11 protein-coding genes are annotated in these 14268 nt (G+C 71.0%); 3 read left to right on the top strand and 8 right to left on the bottom strand.

All coding sequences use genetic code 11. The annotated features are described in order from the left end of the window. Positions 1 to 2: 2 nt before the first annotated feature. The 5 genes from ACFWRO_RS13130 to ACFWRO_RS13150 all read right to left on the bottom strand — a co-directional run bounded on the left by ACFWRO_RS13130 (position 3) and on the right by ACFWRO_RS13150 (position 4763). Complete coding sequence (locus tag ACFWRO_RS13130) at positions 3 to 1229, bottom strand: cytochrome P450 (RefSeq protein WP_384508667.1); 1227 nt, start codon at positions 1227 to 1229, stop codon at positions 3 to 5. 83 nt (positions 1230 to 1312) lie between these two features. Next, on the bottom strand, positions 1313 to 2104 hold the full coding sequence (locus ACFWRO_RS13135) for an ABC transporter permease (RefSeq protein ID WP_384508670.1): 792 nt from the start codon (positions 2102 to 2104) through the stop codon (positions 1313 to 1315). Further along, positions 2104 to 3156, bottom strand: coding sequence for an ATP-binding cassette domain-containing protein (locus ACFWRO_RS13140; protein ID WP_384508672.1), 1053 nt, complete (start codon positions 3154 to 3156; stop codon positions 2104 to 2106). Before ACFWRO_RS13140 ends, ACFWRO_RS13135 begins: the two co-directional genes overlap by 1 nt. A gap of 42 nt (positions 3157 to 3198) precedes the next feature. Further along, the gene (locus tag ACFWRO_RS13145; protein WP_384508675.1) at positions 3199 to 4089 is read right to left on the bottom strand and encodes a DUF4097 domain-containing protein; all 891 of its coding nucleotides are present in this window, start codon (positions 4087 to 4089) and stop codon (positions 3199 to 3201) included. Between the two features lie 143 nt (positions 4090 to 4232). Next, the gene (locus tag ACFWRO_RS13150; protein ID WP_384508678.1) at positions 4233 to 4763 is read right to left on the bottom strand and encodes a hypothetical protein; all 531 of its coding nucleotides are present in this window, start codon (positions 4761 to 4763) and stop codon (positions 4233 to 4235) included. A 311-nt stretch (positions 4764 to 5074) separates the two neighbouring features. Between ACFWRO_RS13150 and ACFWRO_RS13155 the strand changes: the two genes are divergently transcribed. Together ACFWRO_RS13155 and ACFWRO_RS13160 are read left to right on the top strand one after the other, a co-directional pair. Next, complete coding sequence (locus ACFWRO_RS13155; RefSeq protein WP_384508681.1) at positions 5075 to 7324, top strand: MMPL family transporter; 2250 nt, start codon at positions 5075 to 5077, stop codon at positions 7322 to 7324. 172 nt (positions 7325 to 7496) lie between these two features. Further along, complete coding sequence (locus ACFWRO_RS13160; RefSeq protein WP_384508684.1) at positions 7497 to 7952, top strand: ester cyclase; 456 nt, start codon at positions 7497 to 7499, stop codon at positions 7950 to 7952. An 89-nt stretch (positions 7953 to 8041) separates the two neighbouring features. Here ACFWRO_RS13160 and ACFWRO_RS13165 read toward each other — a convergent pair whose 3' ends face one another. From ACFWRO_RS13165 to ACFWRO_RS13175, 3 genes are all read right to left on the bottom strand, one after another. Beyond that, the gene (locus tag ACFWRO_RS13165; protein ID WP_384508687.1) at positions 8042 to 10054 is read right to left on the bottom strand and encodes an ATP-binding protein; all 2013 of its coding nucleotides are present in this window, start codon (positions 10052 to 10054) and stop codon (positions 8042 to 8044) included. 75 nt (positions 10055 to 10129) lie between these two features. After that, the gene (locus ACFWRO_RS13170; protein WP_384508690.1) at positions 10130 to 11365 is read right to left on the bottom strand and encodes an MFS transporter; all 1236 of its coding nucleotides are present in this window, start codon (positions 11363 to 11365) and stop codon (positions 10130 to 10132) included. 53 nt (positions 11366 to 11418) lie between these two features. Beyond that, positions 11419 to 12705: a hypothetical protein gene (locus tag ACFWRO_RS13175; RefSeq protein ID WP_384508693.1), complete on the bottom strand. Its 1287-nt coding sequence runs from the start codon at positions 12703 to 12705 to the stop codon at positions 11419 to 11421. Between the two features lie 548 nt (positions 12706 to 13253). Between ACFWRO_RS13175 and ACFWRO_RS13180 the strand changes: the two genes are divergently transcribed. Beyond that, positions 13254 to 14225 (top strand): alpha/beta hydrolase, encoded by a 972-nt coding sequence (locus ACFWRO_RS13180; RefSeq protein ID WP_384508696.1) that lies wholly within the window; start codon positions 13254 to 13256, stop codon positions 14223 to 14225. Positions 14226 to 14268: the final 43 nt, after the last annotated feature.

The following is a 14268-nucleotide window of genomic DNA, read 5'->3' on the forward strand; positions in this document are numbered from 1 at the left end:
GGCTACTCCTTGTCCCAGGTGACGGGCAGGCTGACGACACCGTAGATGTTGGAGCGGTCGCGCAGCTGAACCTCCTCCGCCGGCACCGCGAGCCGCAGGGTCGGGAAGCGGGCGAAGAGCGCCGGGAACGCCACGGCCATCTCGACGCGGGCCAGTTGCTGCCCCAGGCACTGGTGGGCGCCGTGCCCGAAGGCCAGGTGGCCGGTGGCCTTGCGGTGGATGTCGAGCCGGTCGGGCTCGGGGAACTTCTGCGGGTCGCGGTTGGTGCCCTGCACGGAGACGGTCACCGTCTCGCCCGCCTTGATGAGGTGGCCCTCCACCTCGACGTCCTCCAGCGCCGCGCGCGGCAGCGGGTCGGCCACGCTGAGGTAGCGCAGCAGCTCCTCCACGGTCTGCTCGGCGAGGCCAGGATCGGCGCGCAGCGCGTCGAGTTGGTCCGCGTTGCTCAGCAGGGCGAAGGTGCCGAGGCCCAGCATGTTCGCGGTGGTGTCGAGCCCGGCGGCGAGGAGCAGCCCGCCGATCCCGGCCAGCTCCTCGTCCGTGAGGTCGGAGGTGGTCAGATCGCTGAGCAGGTCGTCGGTGGGCTCGGCGCGCTTGGCGAGGACCAGTTCGTTCAGGTACTGGAGCAGCGCCACGTACGCCTCTCCCATGGCCTCCGGGCCCGCCGTCTGGTCGAAGATCGTCGCCACGTGGCCCTGGAAGCGCTCCCGGTCGGCGTACGGTACGCCGAGCAGCTCGCAGATCACGAGCGCGGGCACGGGGTGCGCGAACGCCTCGACCAGGTCGACCCCGGGGCCTGCCTGCTCCATGGCGTCGAGCCGCTCGGCGGTGAACTCCTCGACGCGCTCGGTGAGTTGACGCATCCTGCGGACGGTGAACTTGCCGGTGAGCAGGCGTCGGTAGCGGGTGTGCTCCGGAGCGTCGAGGCCCACGATGTCGCCGACCTGCGCCGGGGGCAGCTCCTCCGGCGCGCCTTCCATCGGCATCGGCATGTGCATGAGCTCGTACCGCGAACTGAAGCGGGGGTCGGCCAGGATCGCGCGGGCCGCGGCGTGGCCGGTGACGAGCCAGCCGATGTGTCCGTCCGCGTAACGCATACGGCGGATCGGCCGGTCGCTTAACGCGGTGAGTTCGGCCGGCGGGTCGAAGGGGCAGCCGGTGCGCCGGTCGGTGGGGAGGGTGGGCAGTTCATCAGCGTTCGGGTTGGTATGTGTCTGTTCGTTGGACATGGGTCCTCCTGTGATCGTCGGACGTGCTCGGGATGGTGCCGGTCAGGGAAGAGGGAAGAGGGCTTCGGAGGGGCGAGCCTCGGTCAGCGCTTTCCGCCGGTCCTGAAAGCGCGGCGGGCCCACAGGTAACCGACCAGGGAGAGCCCCACGGTCCAGGCGAGGCCGATGGCCGCGCTTGAGCCGATCTCGGTACCCAGCCACAGGCCGCGCAGGGTCTCGATGATCGGGGTGAAGGGCTGGTACTCGGCGAACCAGCGCAGGCCGGTCGGCATCGAGTCGGTCGGCACGATGGCGCTGCCGATGAACGGCAGGAACGTCAGCGGCATCGGGATGTTGCTCGCGCTCTCCACGGTCTTGGCGACCAGGCCGATGCCGGCGGAGAGCCAGGTGAGCGCGAGTGTGAGCAGGGTCAGCAGGCCGGCGGCGGCGATCCACTCGACGGGCGTCGCGTTCGGGCGGAAGCCCAGCAGGAGCGCGACGCCGATGACGAGCACGATGCTGGTCATCGTCTGGATCACGCTGCCCACGACATGGCCGGTCAGGAAGGAGGCGTGCGAGATCGGCATCGTACGGAAGCGGTTGACGATGCCCTCGGTCTTGTCGACGCACACGCTGATCGCCGTGGTCAGCGCGCCGGACGTGGCGGCCATCAGGATGATGCCGGGCGCCAGGTAGTTGATGTACTCGCCGCTGCCGGTGGGCAGTCCGCTGATGCCGGCGCCCAGGGCGGAACCGAAGGCGTAGTTGAAGAGCAGCAGCATCATGATCGGCATGACGGCGACCATGAGCGTCAGGGACGGGTAGCGCATGGCCTTCTTGAGGTTCCGCCGCAGCATTGTCCTGGCGTCCCTGGCGGCGTACGACACGGTGGCCATCAGGCGTTCTCCTTGGCCGAAGCGGCGGTGGATGCGGCGGTCGAATCAGAGGTCGAGGCGGAGGTCGAAGCGGCGGCCTCGGCCGGACGGGGTTGGCCGGTGAGGGTCAGGAAGACGTCGTCGAGGTCGGGGGTGTGCACGGTCAGCGATTCGGCCTCGACGGCGGTGGCCTCCAGGGTGTCGAGGACGGCCCGCAGGTTCGGGATGGAGCCGTCGCTGGGGATCTGGAGGGTCAGGGATTCGTCGTCGCGGGTCGCGATGCCGAAGGTTCCCGCGGCGGTGTCGAGGCTCAGGACGTCGGCGAACCGCACCCTGATGTGACCGCCGGGGATGCGCTGCTTCAGCTCGTCGGCCGTACCCTCGGCGATCAGCCTGCCGTGGTCCAACACCGCTATGCGATCCGCGAGTTGGTCCGCCTCCTCGAGGTATTGGGTGGTGAGGAAGATGGTCACGCCTTCGTCGGCGACCAGACCGCGGATGATCTCCCACATGGTGCGCCGGCTGCGTGGGTCGAGTCCGGTGGTGGGCTCGTCGAGGAAGATGATCCGCGGGTCGCCGACCAGGGTCATCGCCAGGTCGAGCTTGCGGCGCATGCCGCCCGAGAAGGTGACGGCGGTCTTGCCCGCCACGTCGGACAGGTCGAAGCGGCGCAGGAGGTCCTTGGCCCGGAACTTGCCTTCGCGGCGGTCGAGATGGTGCAGGTCCGCCATGAGGAGCAGGTTCTCCTCGGCGGTCAGCAGGTTGTCGACGGCCGAGAACTGGCCGGTGACGCCGATCGCGGAGCGCACCGCGTCGGCGGCCCGGGTCAGATGCCGGCCCGCGACCCAGGCCTCGCCCGCGTCGGCGTCGATGAGCGTGGAGAGGATCTCCACGGTGGTGGTCTTGCCGGCGCCGTTCGGCCCGAGCAGGGCGAAGACGGTGCCTTCGGCGATGTTCAGGTCGATGCCGTCGAGCACGACCTTGTCGCCGTAGGACTTGCGCAGCCCGACGGCGGTGATCGCCGCTTCCGCCGTGTGTGCGGCGATCGGTACAGATGTCTGAGTGGTCGTCATGCCGCTTCCTTTCGAGGGAGGTTGGGGAGAGCGGTACGGGGGTCAGGCGCGGGTGACGATGATGTCGCCGGCCCCGGTCCTGGCGTGCACCTCGACGGTCTCGTCGGAGGCCTCGGGTCCGGCGGCGGAGCCGAGCGAGTTGCGTACCGTGCCGTACTTCGCGTCCACGTCGAGCCAGGCGGCGGTGCCCTCGCGGATGCCCACTTCGAGGTCGCCGACCGTGGTGCGCAGGTCGATCCGGCCGCGCGTGACATCGCCGACCCGGATGCCGCCGTTGGCGCAGGAGGCCTCGACGTCGGCGTGGGCGACGCCGATCTCGATCCGGCCGTTGGCGGACTTGGCGCCGGCGTTGCCGTGCACGACGCGGACGGAGATGTCGCCGTTGGCCGCGTTGGTCTTCAGGTCGCCGGTGACCTCGCCGATGGAGGTCGAGCCGTTGGCGTTCTTGACGGTCGCCGCGCCGGCGACCGTGTCGATCTCGATCCGGCCCGCGCCGACGACCTCGATGTTCCCGGTGGAGCGGGCCAGACGGATGTAGCCGGTGTCGGTCCTGAGGTTGGCGCCCGCCACCTCGTCGAGCTGGAGGTCGCCGAGGCCGGTCTTGAGCACCGTCTCGCCGAGGCGGCCCTCGCAGTGGAAGCCGCCCATGCCCGTGGTGCCGCGGATGTCTGATCCAGCCGGCAGTTCGATGCTCACCTCGATGGCGCCGGGCTTCCCCCACGGGGAGCGCTTCTTGGGCGTCTTCACTGTCAGGCGGCCGCCCGAGAAGGTCACCTGGGTCTGCTGCACGGCGCGGACGTCGTTGTCCTCGGAGCCGTCGCGCGGCAGCACCTCGACGACCGTGTCGGTGCGCTTGCCCGCGGTGATGCGGGCGGTGCCCGCGTCCATCTCGAGGACGGCGGAGATCGGCTCGGGGGTCTCGTACGTAGGCATGACTGTTCCGTCCTCTTGGTTCGTGTGGGTGTTCCCGCTGGTGGGGCGGGTGATGAGTGACGTCGGCGGGTGGGTGACCCGCCGGTGAAGTCGGCTGGGGTCCGGCAGGCCCGGACCCCGGTGCCTGAGGTGCCTGAGGTGCTTTAGCGGACCCAGCCGGTGAAGCCCCGGCCGCCCGAGTCCTTGCCGCGGCCCGGCGGATTCGGGCGCTCCCGGCCGTCGAGGGCGGTGGCGACCGCCCGTACCAGCCAGGCGTTCACCGACAGGCCCTCCGCCACCGCGGCGCTCTCGGCGCGCGCCTTGAGGTGGGCCGGGAGACGGAAGTTGATCCGCGCCATGGTGCCGTCGTCCGCATCCGAGGGTGCCTGGAGCGGCGCGGACGCGGCGGGGGCCGTGACCGGTGCCTGTGCCTCCTGGAACGGCTCGGGTGCGGGCGGCGGCGTCACGACGAACTCGGGGTCGAGTCCGCGCAGCCGCACGTCGACCGAGCCGGGTGCCAGCTCGCGGGTGACCTCACCCATGGCCGCGGACAGCGCGTTGAGCAGGGTCAGCCGGGTGGCGGACTCCAGGGGTGCGGTGAGCCGCTCGGCCAGTGCCCGGGCTTCTTCGCCGCCGGCTTCCGCCGCGATGGCGAGTTCGTGCCGGAGGTTGTCGACGTAGGGGGTGAGGTCCATGACGCCATGATGGCACACCCGTGGCGCTATGGCGAGCCATGGTGGATTCTTTGTGGCGCATCGGCTGCTGACCTGCCGTTTCCTCGGCTCCGCGGCGCGGTGTGGTGACGCTTCGGCGAGAAGGTGGCTTGCGGTGGCGGCGCGGTGATGTCATGGTGGCACCACTCGAGCGGCGAATGTGGCGCCATCGGGGCGCCCGACTGGTGTCATCTCCCATGGCGCCCCCTTCCGTCACCGCGGCCCGCTCGGCCGACTTCGTACCGCTTTCGTTCCGCTCTTCCTTTTCCGGTCCACCGACAGGAGTCCCAGCCGTGGCTACCTTCCTCTACAAACTCGGGCGTCTCGCCTTCCGGCGTCGATGGCTGATGCTCCTGCTGTGGGTGGTGATCTTCTGCGGTGCGGGCGTCGCCGCCTCGTCCGCGCCGATGCCGCCCGCCGACACCTTCTCCATGCCGGGCACGGAGTCGCAGAAGGCCTTCGACCTCCTCAAGGAGAAGTTCCCGGCCGCGAGCGCCGACGGCGCCAGTGCGCGCATCGTGGTCCGCGCGCCGCAGGGCGAGAAGGTCTCCGCCCCCGCGCAGAAGGACAAGGTTGCCGCGCTGGTCAAGCAGTTGAAGGCGTCCCCGCAGGTCGCCTCGGTGAGCGACCCCTTCGCGACACAGGCGGTGAGCAAGGACGGCACCACCGCCTACGCCATCGCCACCTACAAGGTCTCCGCCACCGAGCTCGGTGACAAGGCGCACGACGCGCTCGACGACGCACTGGCCAAGGCCCGTGCCGACGGGCTGACCGCCGAGGCCGGCGGCGACGCCGTGAAGATCGAGGCCGCGATGAGCGGCACCGGCGAGAAGATCGGCATCCTGGTCTCCGCGGTCGTCCTCGTCCTCACCTTCGGTTCGGTGATCGCCGCCGGAATGCCGCTGCTGACGGCCCTCATCTGCGTCGGCGTCGGCATCTCCGCGATCACCGCGCTCGGCTCCACCCTCGGTCTGTCCAGCACCACGTCGACGCTGGCGATGATGCTCGGCCTCGCCGTCGGCATCGACTACGCCCTGTTCATCGTCTCCCGCTACCGCGCCGAACTCACCGAGGGCCGCGACCGCGCCGACGCCGCGGGGCGGGCGGTCGGCACCGCGGGCTCCGCGGTCGTCTTCGCCGGGCTCACCGTCATCGTGGCCCTCGCCGGCCTGGCCGTCGTGAACATCCCGATGCTCACCAAGATGGGCATGGCCGCCGCCGGCACCGTCGCCATCGCCGTGCTCGTCGCCCTCACCCTCGTACCGGCCCTGCTCGGCTTCGCCCCGGTCAAGGTGCTTGCCCGTCGCGACCGGGCGCGGTTCTCCGGCAAGCCGCTCAGCCCCCGCCGGCAGCGCAGGGCCGCGAAGCGTGCCGAGAAGGACGCCCGCCGCAAGCCCAACCTCGGCTCCCGCTGGGCCAGTTACGTCCTGCGCCACCCCATCGCGGTACTGCTCGTGGCCGTCGTCGGCCTCGGCGCGGTCGCCGTACCCGCGGCCAGCCTGGAGCTCGGGCTGCCCGGCGAGGGCACCATGGCGCCCGACACCACCCAGCGCAAGGCCTACGACATGCTCTCGGAGTCCTTCGGCGCCGGGTTCAACGGGCCGCTGATGATCACCGTGGAGGGCCCGGACGCGGCCGCCGCCGCCAAGACCGTCGGCGAGCGCCTCGCAGAGCAGGACGGCGTCGCCGTGGTCACCCCGGCCACGCCCAACGAGGCCGGCGACACCGCCATCCTCAACGTCGTCCCGACCACCGGGCCCACCGACGCCGCGACCGAGGACCTCGTCCGCTCGATCCGCGCCCTCTCCGACGGCTTCCAGGCCGACACCGGCGCGGAGGTGCTCGTCACCGGTCAGACCGCGATGTTCATCGACTTCTCGCAGACCCTGAACGACGCGCTGCTGCCCTACCTCGCCCTGGTCGTCGGCCTGGCGTTCCTGCTGCTCATGATCGTCTTCCGCTCGATCCTCGTCCCGCTCAAGGCCGCCCTCGGCTTCCTCCTCTCCGTGACGGCGGCGCTCGGCGCGGTGGTGGCGGTCTTCCAGTGGGGCTGGCTCGCCGATGTCTTCGGCGTCGACCAGCCGAGCCCGATCATGAGCACGATGCCGATCTTCATGATCGGTGTGGTCTTCGGCCTCGCCATGGACTACGAGGTGTTCCTCGTGACCCGCATGCGGGAGGCGTACGTCCACGGGGCGCGGCCCTCCGAGGCGGTCGTCACCGGCTTCCGCTACGGCGGCCGGGTGGTGGCCGCGGCCGCCGCCATCATGATCAGCGTCTTCTCCGGCTTCATCGTGGAGGACAACGACTTCATCAAGATGATCGGCTTCGGCCTCGCCGCCGCGGTCCTCTTCGACGCCTTCATCGTCCGCATGACGATCGTGCCCGCCCTGTTCGCCCTGCTCGGCAAGAGCGCCTGGTGGCTGCCGCGCTGGCTCGACAAGCTCCTTCCCAACCTCGACGTCGAGGGCGAGAAGCTTTCCCGCCTGGCCCCGTCCGGACAGGTGGCGACTCCGCGCCGGGAGCGTGCCTTGGTCGACTAGGGACCGACGGCTGTCACCCCACCTCAGGCTCAGCGGCACCATGCCGCTGGGCCTGAGGGCGTGGCTCCGCCGCTCCTTGACCTTGACGCGACGGCAGGGTTTCTACTGGGCCGCAAGCCGACCGGAGCGCCCCCCACCTCCGTCGGGAAGCACCCTGGAGAGGACATCGGAGATGAACACCAGCGCGAACACCACCGCGAACAGCACCACGGAGAAGAACCTCGCCCTGATGCGCACGGCCTACAAGACGGTGGAGAGCGGCGATCTCGACGCGTCCGTCGAGCTGCTGACGGAGAACTTCATCGCCAACCTCCCCGGGCTGCCCGACCCGCTGATCGGCCGGGAGATCTGGCGCCTGGGGAGCCAGGCGATGTGGGAGGCGTTCCCCGACCTGAAGATCACCGTCGAGGACATGTTCGCCGTCGACGACAAGGTGGTGGTCCGGGTCCGCTTCCAGGGCACGCACGGCGGCACCTTCCAGGGCGTCGCGGCGACGGGCCGGGCGGTGAGCTTCCGGAGCATCGAGATCTACCGCTTCGAGGGCGACAAGGTCGCCGAGGAGTGGGTCGCCCCGGACCTGATGGGAATCATGGGCCAGATCTCGCCCGCGCCGACGGCCGAGCACTGACACCGTGCCCGTGTCGGGGGCCGAGCACTGACACACAGCACAGCCCGTGTCGGGGGCCGTCGCGCCCCCGACAAGAGCACGGGCAGGTGTCAACGGCCCAGGCCCAGCAGCGTCTCCACCGTCACCCCCGGGTCCGTGAACCGGCCCCACGTGTACGCCTTGTCGTACGCGTCGTCGCCCGCCGCCTGCCGGGCCGAACGCTGGGACCCGGCACGGAGCGAGGCCAGTTCCGGGGTCCCGCGCTGGGGGTGCCCCACGGTCTCCCACAACGACTGACCCGCCCCGAAGGCCTGCGCGGAGCTTTCGCCGTCGCCGCGCGCCGCAAGCGCCGCGGCCATGATGTCGAGGCCGAGGGCGAGCCCGAAGGCGTCCCCGATCGTCCGCTTCTCCCGGATCATCGCCCGCGCGTGCTCAGCCGCGGCGTCGGTACGGTCCTCGTACAGGGCGATCACCGCGAGCTGGTACTCGGTGTACGAGCGCGTCCAATGCTCGCCGATCGCCACCGACCTGGCCCGCAGCGCCTCCGCCTCGGCCCTCGCCTCGCTCAGGTGCCCCGAACCCGTCAGCCCGAACACCCGCACCAGACGGCACCGCGCGGTCGCCGCCTCGTCGGCCGGACGCGCGGCCAACTCCCGGTCGGCGATGTGCAGGGCGGCCAGTGGCCGTCCCCGTAGGAGCATCACCAGACCCTGCAGATAGCCGGCGTCCGCGACCAGCGCGCCGGAGCGCGCGGCGTGCGCGGCGGCCCGCGCCTCGCGGCCGAGCCGCGCCGCCCCTTCGTAGTCCCCCTGCAAGGAGCGCACCACACCGAGCGCCCACAGGGCCTTCGCCCGGGCCCCGGGCGACGCCGGGGCCAGCTGGAGGAACTCGTTCAGGTAGTGCCCCGCCTCGTGCAGGCGGCCGCAGCAGGCCCAGAAGAAGCCGACACGGCCCGCCATGCGCACCGCGCTCTCCGGTTCCACGAGGAGCAGTCGCTCCATCGCCGCGCAGAGGTCCGCGTGCGACGACGCCACCGCCGCGTACGCCGCGCCCTGGCCCGGACCCCACCAGCTCTCCTCCGCCCGGGCCACCAGCTCGCCGAAGTACCGGGCGTGCCGATCGGCCACGGGGCCGTCCTCGCCGAGCTCTGTCAGCCACATCGCCCCGTACTCGCGGACGGTGTCGAGCATCCGCACCCGGCCGCCGGCCACGGACACCAGGCTCTTCCGCTCAAGACCGGCGAGCGCTTCGGTGAGCGCCTTCGCCGTCAGCGGACCGCCCGCGCACACGCGCTCGACCGCCTCCAGGGGCGGTTCGGCACGGAAGACCGACAGCCGGGCCCACAGCAACCGCTCCACCGGCTCGCACAGTTCGTGGCTCCACCCGATGGTCGTCAGTAGGGTCCGGTGCCGTTCCGGCCGTACGCCCGCGTCCTCCGGGGCCGCGAGCGCCAGCCGCTCGCGGAGCGCACGCGCCATGACCCGTACCGGCCGCCGCGGCAACTGGGCGGCGGCCAGGCGCAGAGCGAGCGGGATGCCTTCGAGGCGCCGGCAGATCTCGACGGCCACGATCACGTCCTCCGGACGATCCCACCGCACCCCGACGGCGGCCGCCCCGGCCGTGAACAGGGCCAGCCCGTCGGTGTCCGGGTCGAGCGGGTCGACCTGATGGACCCGCTCCTCCGGCCGCCCCAACTGCTCCCGGCTCGTGGCGAGAACGGCCACACCCGGGCAGCGCGCGAGCAGCTCCGCCACCAGCCGGGCGCAGGCGGCGACCATGTGCTCGCACGAGTCGAGGACCAGCAGCACGCGGCGCGCCCCGACCCACGCGCACAGCGCGTCGAGCGGATCCCGCAGCGAATGGTCGGCGAGCCCGCACGCGTCGGCGACCACGGCGTCGAACAGGGCCGGGTCGCTCAAGTGCCACAACGGAGCCCAGTACACGGTCTCGAACATGCCGGCGGACGCTTCCTCCGCCACGCGCGCCGCCAAGCGGGACTTGCCGACCCCGCCGACCCCGACCAGGGTCACCAACCGGTGATCCGCCAGTACGGGGACGAGTTCGGCGACCTCGTCGCCCCGCCCGAGGAAGGGGCCGGTCCCGGCCTGCAACCAACTCTGCACGCTCGCATTGTGGACCCGTCCGCCCGCGCTGCCCCACCTCGCCCGAACACGTACGGGTGACCTGTCCGGGGCGGCTCAGCGCGTCGATGTGCGGGGGAGCAGCAGCGGGGTGGCCAGGAGGAGGACGCCGGCGGCCGCGATCGCGATGCGGGGGTTGGTGAAGGCGGCCAGGAGACCCCACGCGGCGGTCAGGGAGGCGATGGTGGCGCTGGTGCTGACCGACCAGGCGGCCAGGGTGCGGGCGAGGCGGTCGGGGTCGGCGTGCTGGAGCCGGTAGGTGGCCAGGACCGGGTTGAACAGGCCGCAGCAGGTCACCAGGCCGAACTGGAGGGTGATGACGAGCATCATCCCGGGGATGCCCGGCTGGACGAACGCCAGCCCCAGGGGCCAGATCGCGCGCAGCGTCCCGGCGGTGAGGAGCACCGTGCGCTGCCCGTACCGGGCCACGAGCCGGTGGGCGAGGCGGGCGCCGACGAGGCCGCCGAGGCAGGGGGCCGCGAAGACGAGACCGTACTGCCACGGCGAGAAGCCGAGTTCGCGCAGCAGGAGCAGGGCGAGCAGCGGCTCGGGGGCCATGATCAGGCCGTTGACCACAATCGTGTTGAGGAAGAGCGGGCGGAGCGTGGGGTGGGCGAGGATGTGGCTCCATCCCTCGAAGAGGTCGCTCGCTCGCAGGCGCGGTCCGGCCGCCCTCGGGGGCTTCGGTTCCGTCCCGCCGATGGAGCGGATGCCGAGGGCGGAGAGCAGATAGCTGACCGCGTCGGCCATCACGGTCGTCACCGGGCCGAGCACGCCGATCGCGGCGCCTCCGAGTGGTGGCCCGATCATGCTCGCGCTCCACATCGTGGACTCGAACCGGCCGTTCGCGACGAGCAGGTGCTCCGGCGGCACGAGCCCCCTCAGATACGCGCCGGAGGCAGCCCTGAAGGCGATGTCGGCCGCGGCGACGACGACGGAGACGACGAGGAGCTGGGCGAAGCCGAGCCACCCGAGCGCGAACGCGACGGGGACGCTCATCAGCGCCGCGAACCGGGTGAGGTCCATCGCCACCATGACCGGCCGCTTGCGGCGGAACTCCACCCACGGGCCGAGCGGCACCGCCACCAGCGCCCCCACCGCCCGCCCCGCGGCGGCCAGCGCCGCCACCTGGGCCGGCCCGGAGTCCAGCACGAGAACCGCGATCAGGGGAAACGCGCCGAACCCGAGCCAGGTCCCGTACGTACTGACGGCGTACGCCGCCCACAACCGCGCGAATCGGGGCCCCAGGGACCGCCTCGCACCGGCCTGCTGGTGCGGTGGGGCGGTGGTCATGGGCGGAGAGTCTAACCGGACAACCGGACATTCCCCGCCCCGAACGCTGGACGCTACGACGCCGCGAGCGGCTGACGCGCGGCCTCGGTGTGGAGGGTGGCCACTCCGTCCTCGTCGATGACGCAGCTCTCCGTGGCCGCCTTGTCCCTGAGCCGGCGGCGCACGTCACTCTGGTCACCCGCGATGCAGAACTCCGCGCGCAGTGGGGGCGTTCCGTAGTACACGCCGTTGTCGTTGGGGCAGTCGAACACGGCGGGGTTGGGCGAGGCACAGCTGCTTCCCGCGGGAGGGTCACGCCGCTGGGGGTGGGTGAAACCCGCGCAATGCATCATCTCGTGGATGAGGGTTTGGGAGATCTCCTCATCGCCTTGCGGGAACAGAACCCCGAAGTTGACGTTCAGGCGCGAGCCTCCGACCGTCGCGCTGGCGTTCACGCCGTCGGTGGTGAGGGTCGTGTGGTGAACCGCGCGGTCGTAGGCCTCGTGGAGTTTCGTCCGCTCGTCCGCCGAGAGGTTTCCGCACACCGCGATGCGCGTCAACGCGAACCTGTGCCGGTCGAGCGTCCGCTGCCGGTTCGTGGCGGAGATGTCGCTCTCGAAGGTGAAGTGCGAGAGGACGAAGTTCATCGGGAAGGGCGGCCCCACGGTGGTGCCGTTGATGTCATGGGCCCACACGGCACCGTCCTGGGTGGTGACGATGATGCGGTTGCCCATGGTGACGACGAATCGGTCGAACGCTCCGTTGAACGCGACTTTGGATCCGCCGAATGCGAAGGGTGGTCCGACGGTGTTGCCGTTGATGTCGTGGCCGAAGACGCCACCGTCCTGGGTGATGACGATGATGCGGTTGCCCATGGTGACGACGAAGCGGTCGATGGGTCCGTTGAACGCGACTTTGGATCCGCTGAATCCGAAGCCGGGTCCGACGGTGTTGCCGTTGATGTCGTGGCCGAACACGCCACCGTCCTGGGTGATGACGATGATGCGGTTGCCCATCGTGACGACGAACCGGTCCACAGGTCCGTTGAACGCGACATTGGAACCGCCGAATGCGAAGGGTGGCCCGACGGTGTTGCCGTTGATGTCGTGGCCGAAGACGCCACCGTTCTGCGTGGTGACGATGATGCGGTTGCCCATGGTGACGACGAAGCGGTCGATGGGGCCGTTGAACGCGACATTGGATCCGCCGAATCCGAAGCCGGGTCCGACGGTGTTGCCGTTGATGTCGTGGCCGAACACGCCACCGTTCTGAGTGGTGACGATGATGCGGTTGCCCATCGTGACGACGAACCGGTCCACAGCTCCGTTGAACGCGACGGGGAAGGGGGCGGAGACGGACATGATCCGTACCTCCTGAGCGGCCTGCTTGAAAATGCACGAATGCCGATGCACGAATGCCTGAAGCTGCCCAGACCCCCGACTGCATGGCTTCCGGCTCGGGCGCCGCCAGTCGAGGTGCCTGCGTCGGTCGATGTACGCCGGCGCGTCCCGAGCAGCCTGTACTCCTGGGCATGAACTGCGGGACTCCCGCCTCTCTCAACGTTACTTCGCCACCGCCTGCTCGGCACGTCCGGTGGGGTGCGCACGCACGAGGGCACGGGCGAGGAGCCCGCGGGGGAGTAGGACACGGAGGGCTGTGCTCGCGCGGGGAACTCCTGTGCGCGGAGGGGCACACGGCGGCTTCTGCCACTCCTCCGCCCATATCGGCGCGAACGTCAGATTATCGCCCGCGTGTCCGAGAGCGAGGTTCACGAGGAAGCGCGCGAGGATCCCCTCTGTGCCCTGGTGGTCATGGCGTGTGCACGGACGGCACACTGCTCGGCTTCGCCGGCTCCTCGCGTGAGGCCGTCCCCCAGCCAGGGGCCCGTACGAGGAAAGGCAGTTCGCGCATGTCCGACGAGCAGAACAGGAACCGGCCCGTGCTGGAGCAGGCCGCGGCGGAGTTGGCCGAGGGAACGTCCCAGCCGCCGTACCTGTACGAGATTCCGGTGAGCGAGGGCCGGAAGGCGGTCGACGACCTACAGAGCGGCGCCGTCGCGAAGCCGGACGTCGACGAGGAGTGGGTGACGGTCGAGGGCGGTCCGACGGGCCGGGTCAGGGCGCGGATCGTCCGCCCGGCCGGGCACGAGGGCCCGCTGCCCGTCGTCCTCTACATCCACGGCGCCGGCTGGGTCTTCGGCAGCGCCCACTCCCACGACCGGCTGGTGTGCGAGCTGGCCGCCGGCGCCCGCGCGGCCGTCGTCTTCCCCGAGTACGACCTGTCGCCCGACGTCCACTACCCGGTGGCCATCGAGCAGAACTACCTGGTGGCCCAGTGGATCGTGAACCAGGGCGGGGACCACGGCCTCGACGCGACCCGGATCGCGGTGGCGGGCGACTCGGTCGGCGGCAACATGTCCGCCGCGCTGACGCTGATGGCGAAGGACCGCGGTGACGTGTCCCTGGCCGCCCAGGTGCTGTTCTACCCGGTGACGGACGCGGCCTTCGACACCGAGTCGTACCGGCAGTTCGCCGAGGGCTACTACCTCCGCCGCGACGGCATGAAGTGGTTCTGGGACCAGTACACGACGAGCGAGACGGACCGCGCCCAGATCACCGCGTCCCCGCTCCGGGCCACCACCGAGCAGCTCACCGGGCTGCCGCCCGCGGTCGTCATCACCGCCGAGGCCGATGTGCTGCGCGACGAGGGCGAGGCGTACGCGAACAAGCTGCGCGAGGCCGGGGTCCCGGTCGCCGCCGTCCGCGTCCAGGGCGTCATCCACGACTTCGTCATGCTCAACGCGCTGCGCGGCACCCAGGGCGCCGAGGCCGCGATCGCGCTGGCCGTGGACGCGCTCCGCAAGGCCCTCGCCACCGTCTGACCGACCGTCGGCGTCAGCCGCGGCGTCCCTGCCCCGGTCGCGG

It is taken from the genome of Streptomyces sp. NPDC058579, assembly GCF_042718575.1.
In the GTDB taxonomy this organism is placed as follows: domain Bacteria; phylum Actinomycetota; class Actinomycetes; order Streptomycetales; family Streptomycetaceae; genus Streptomyces.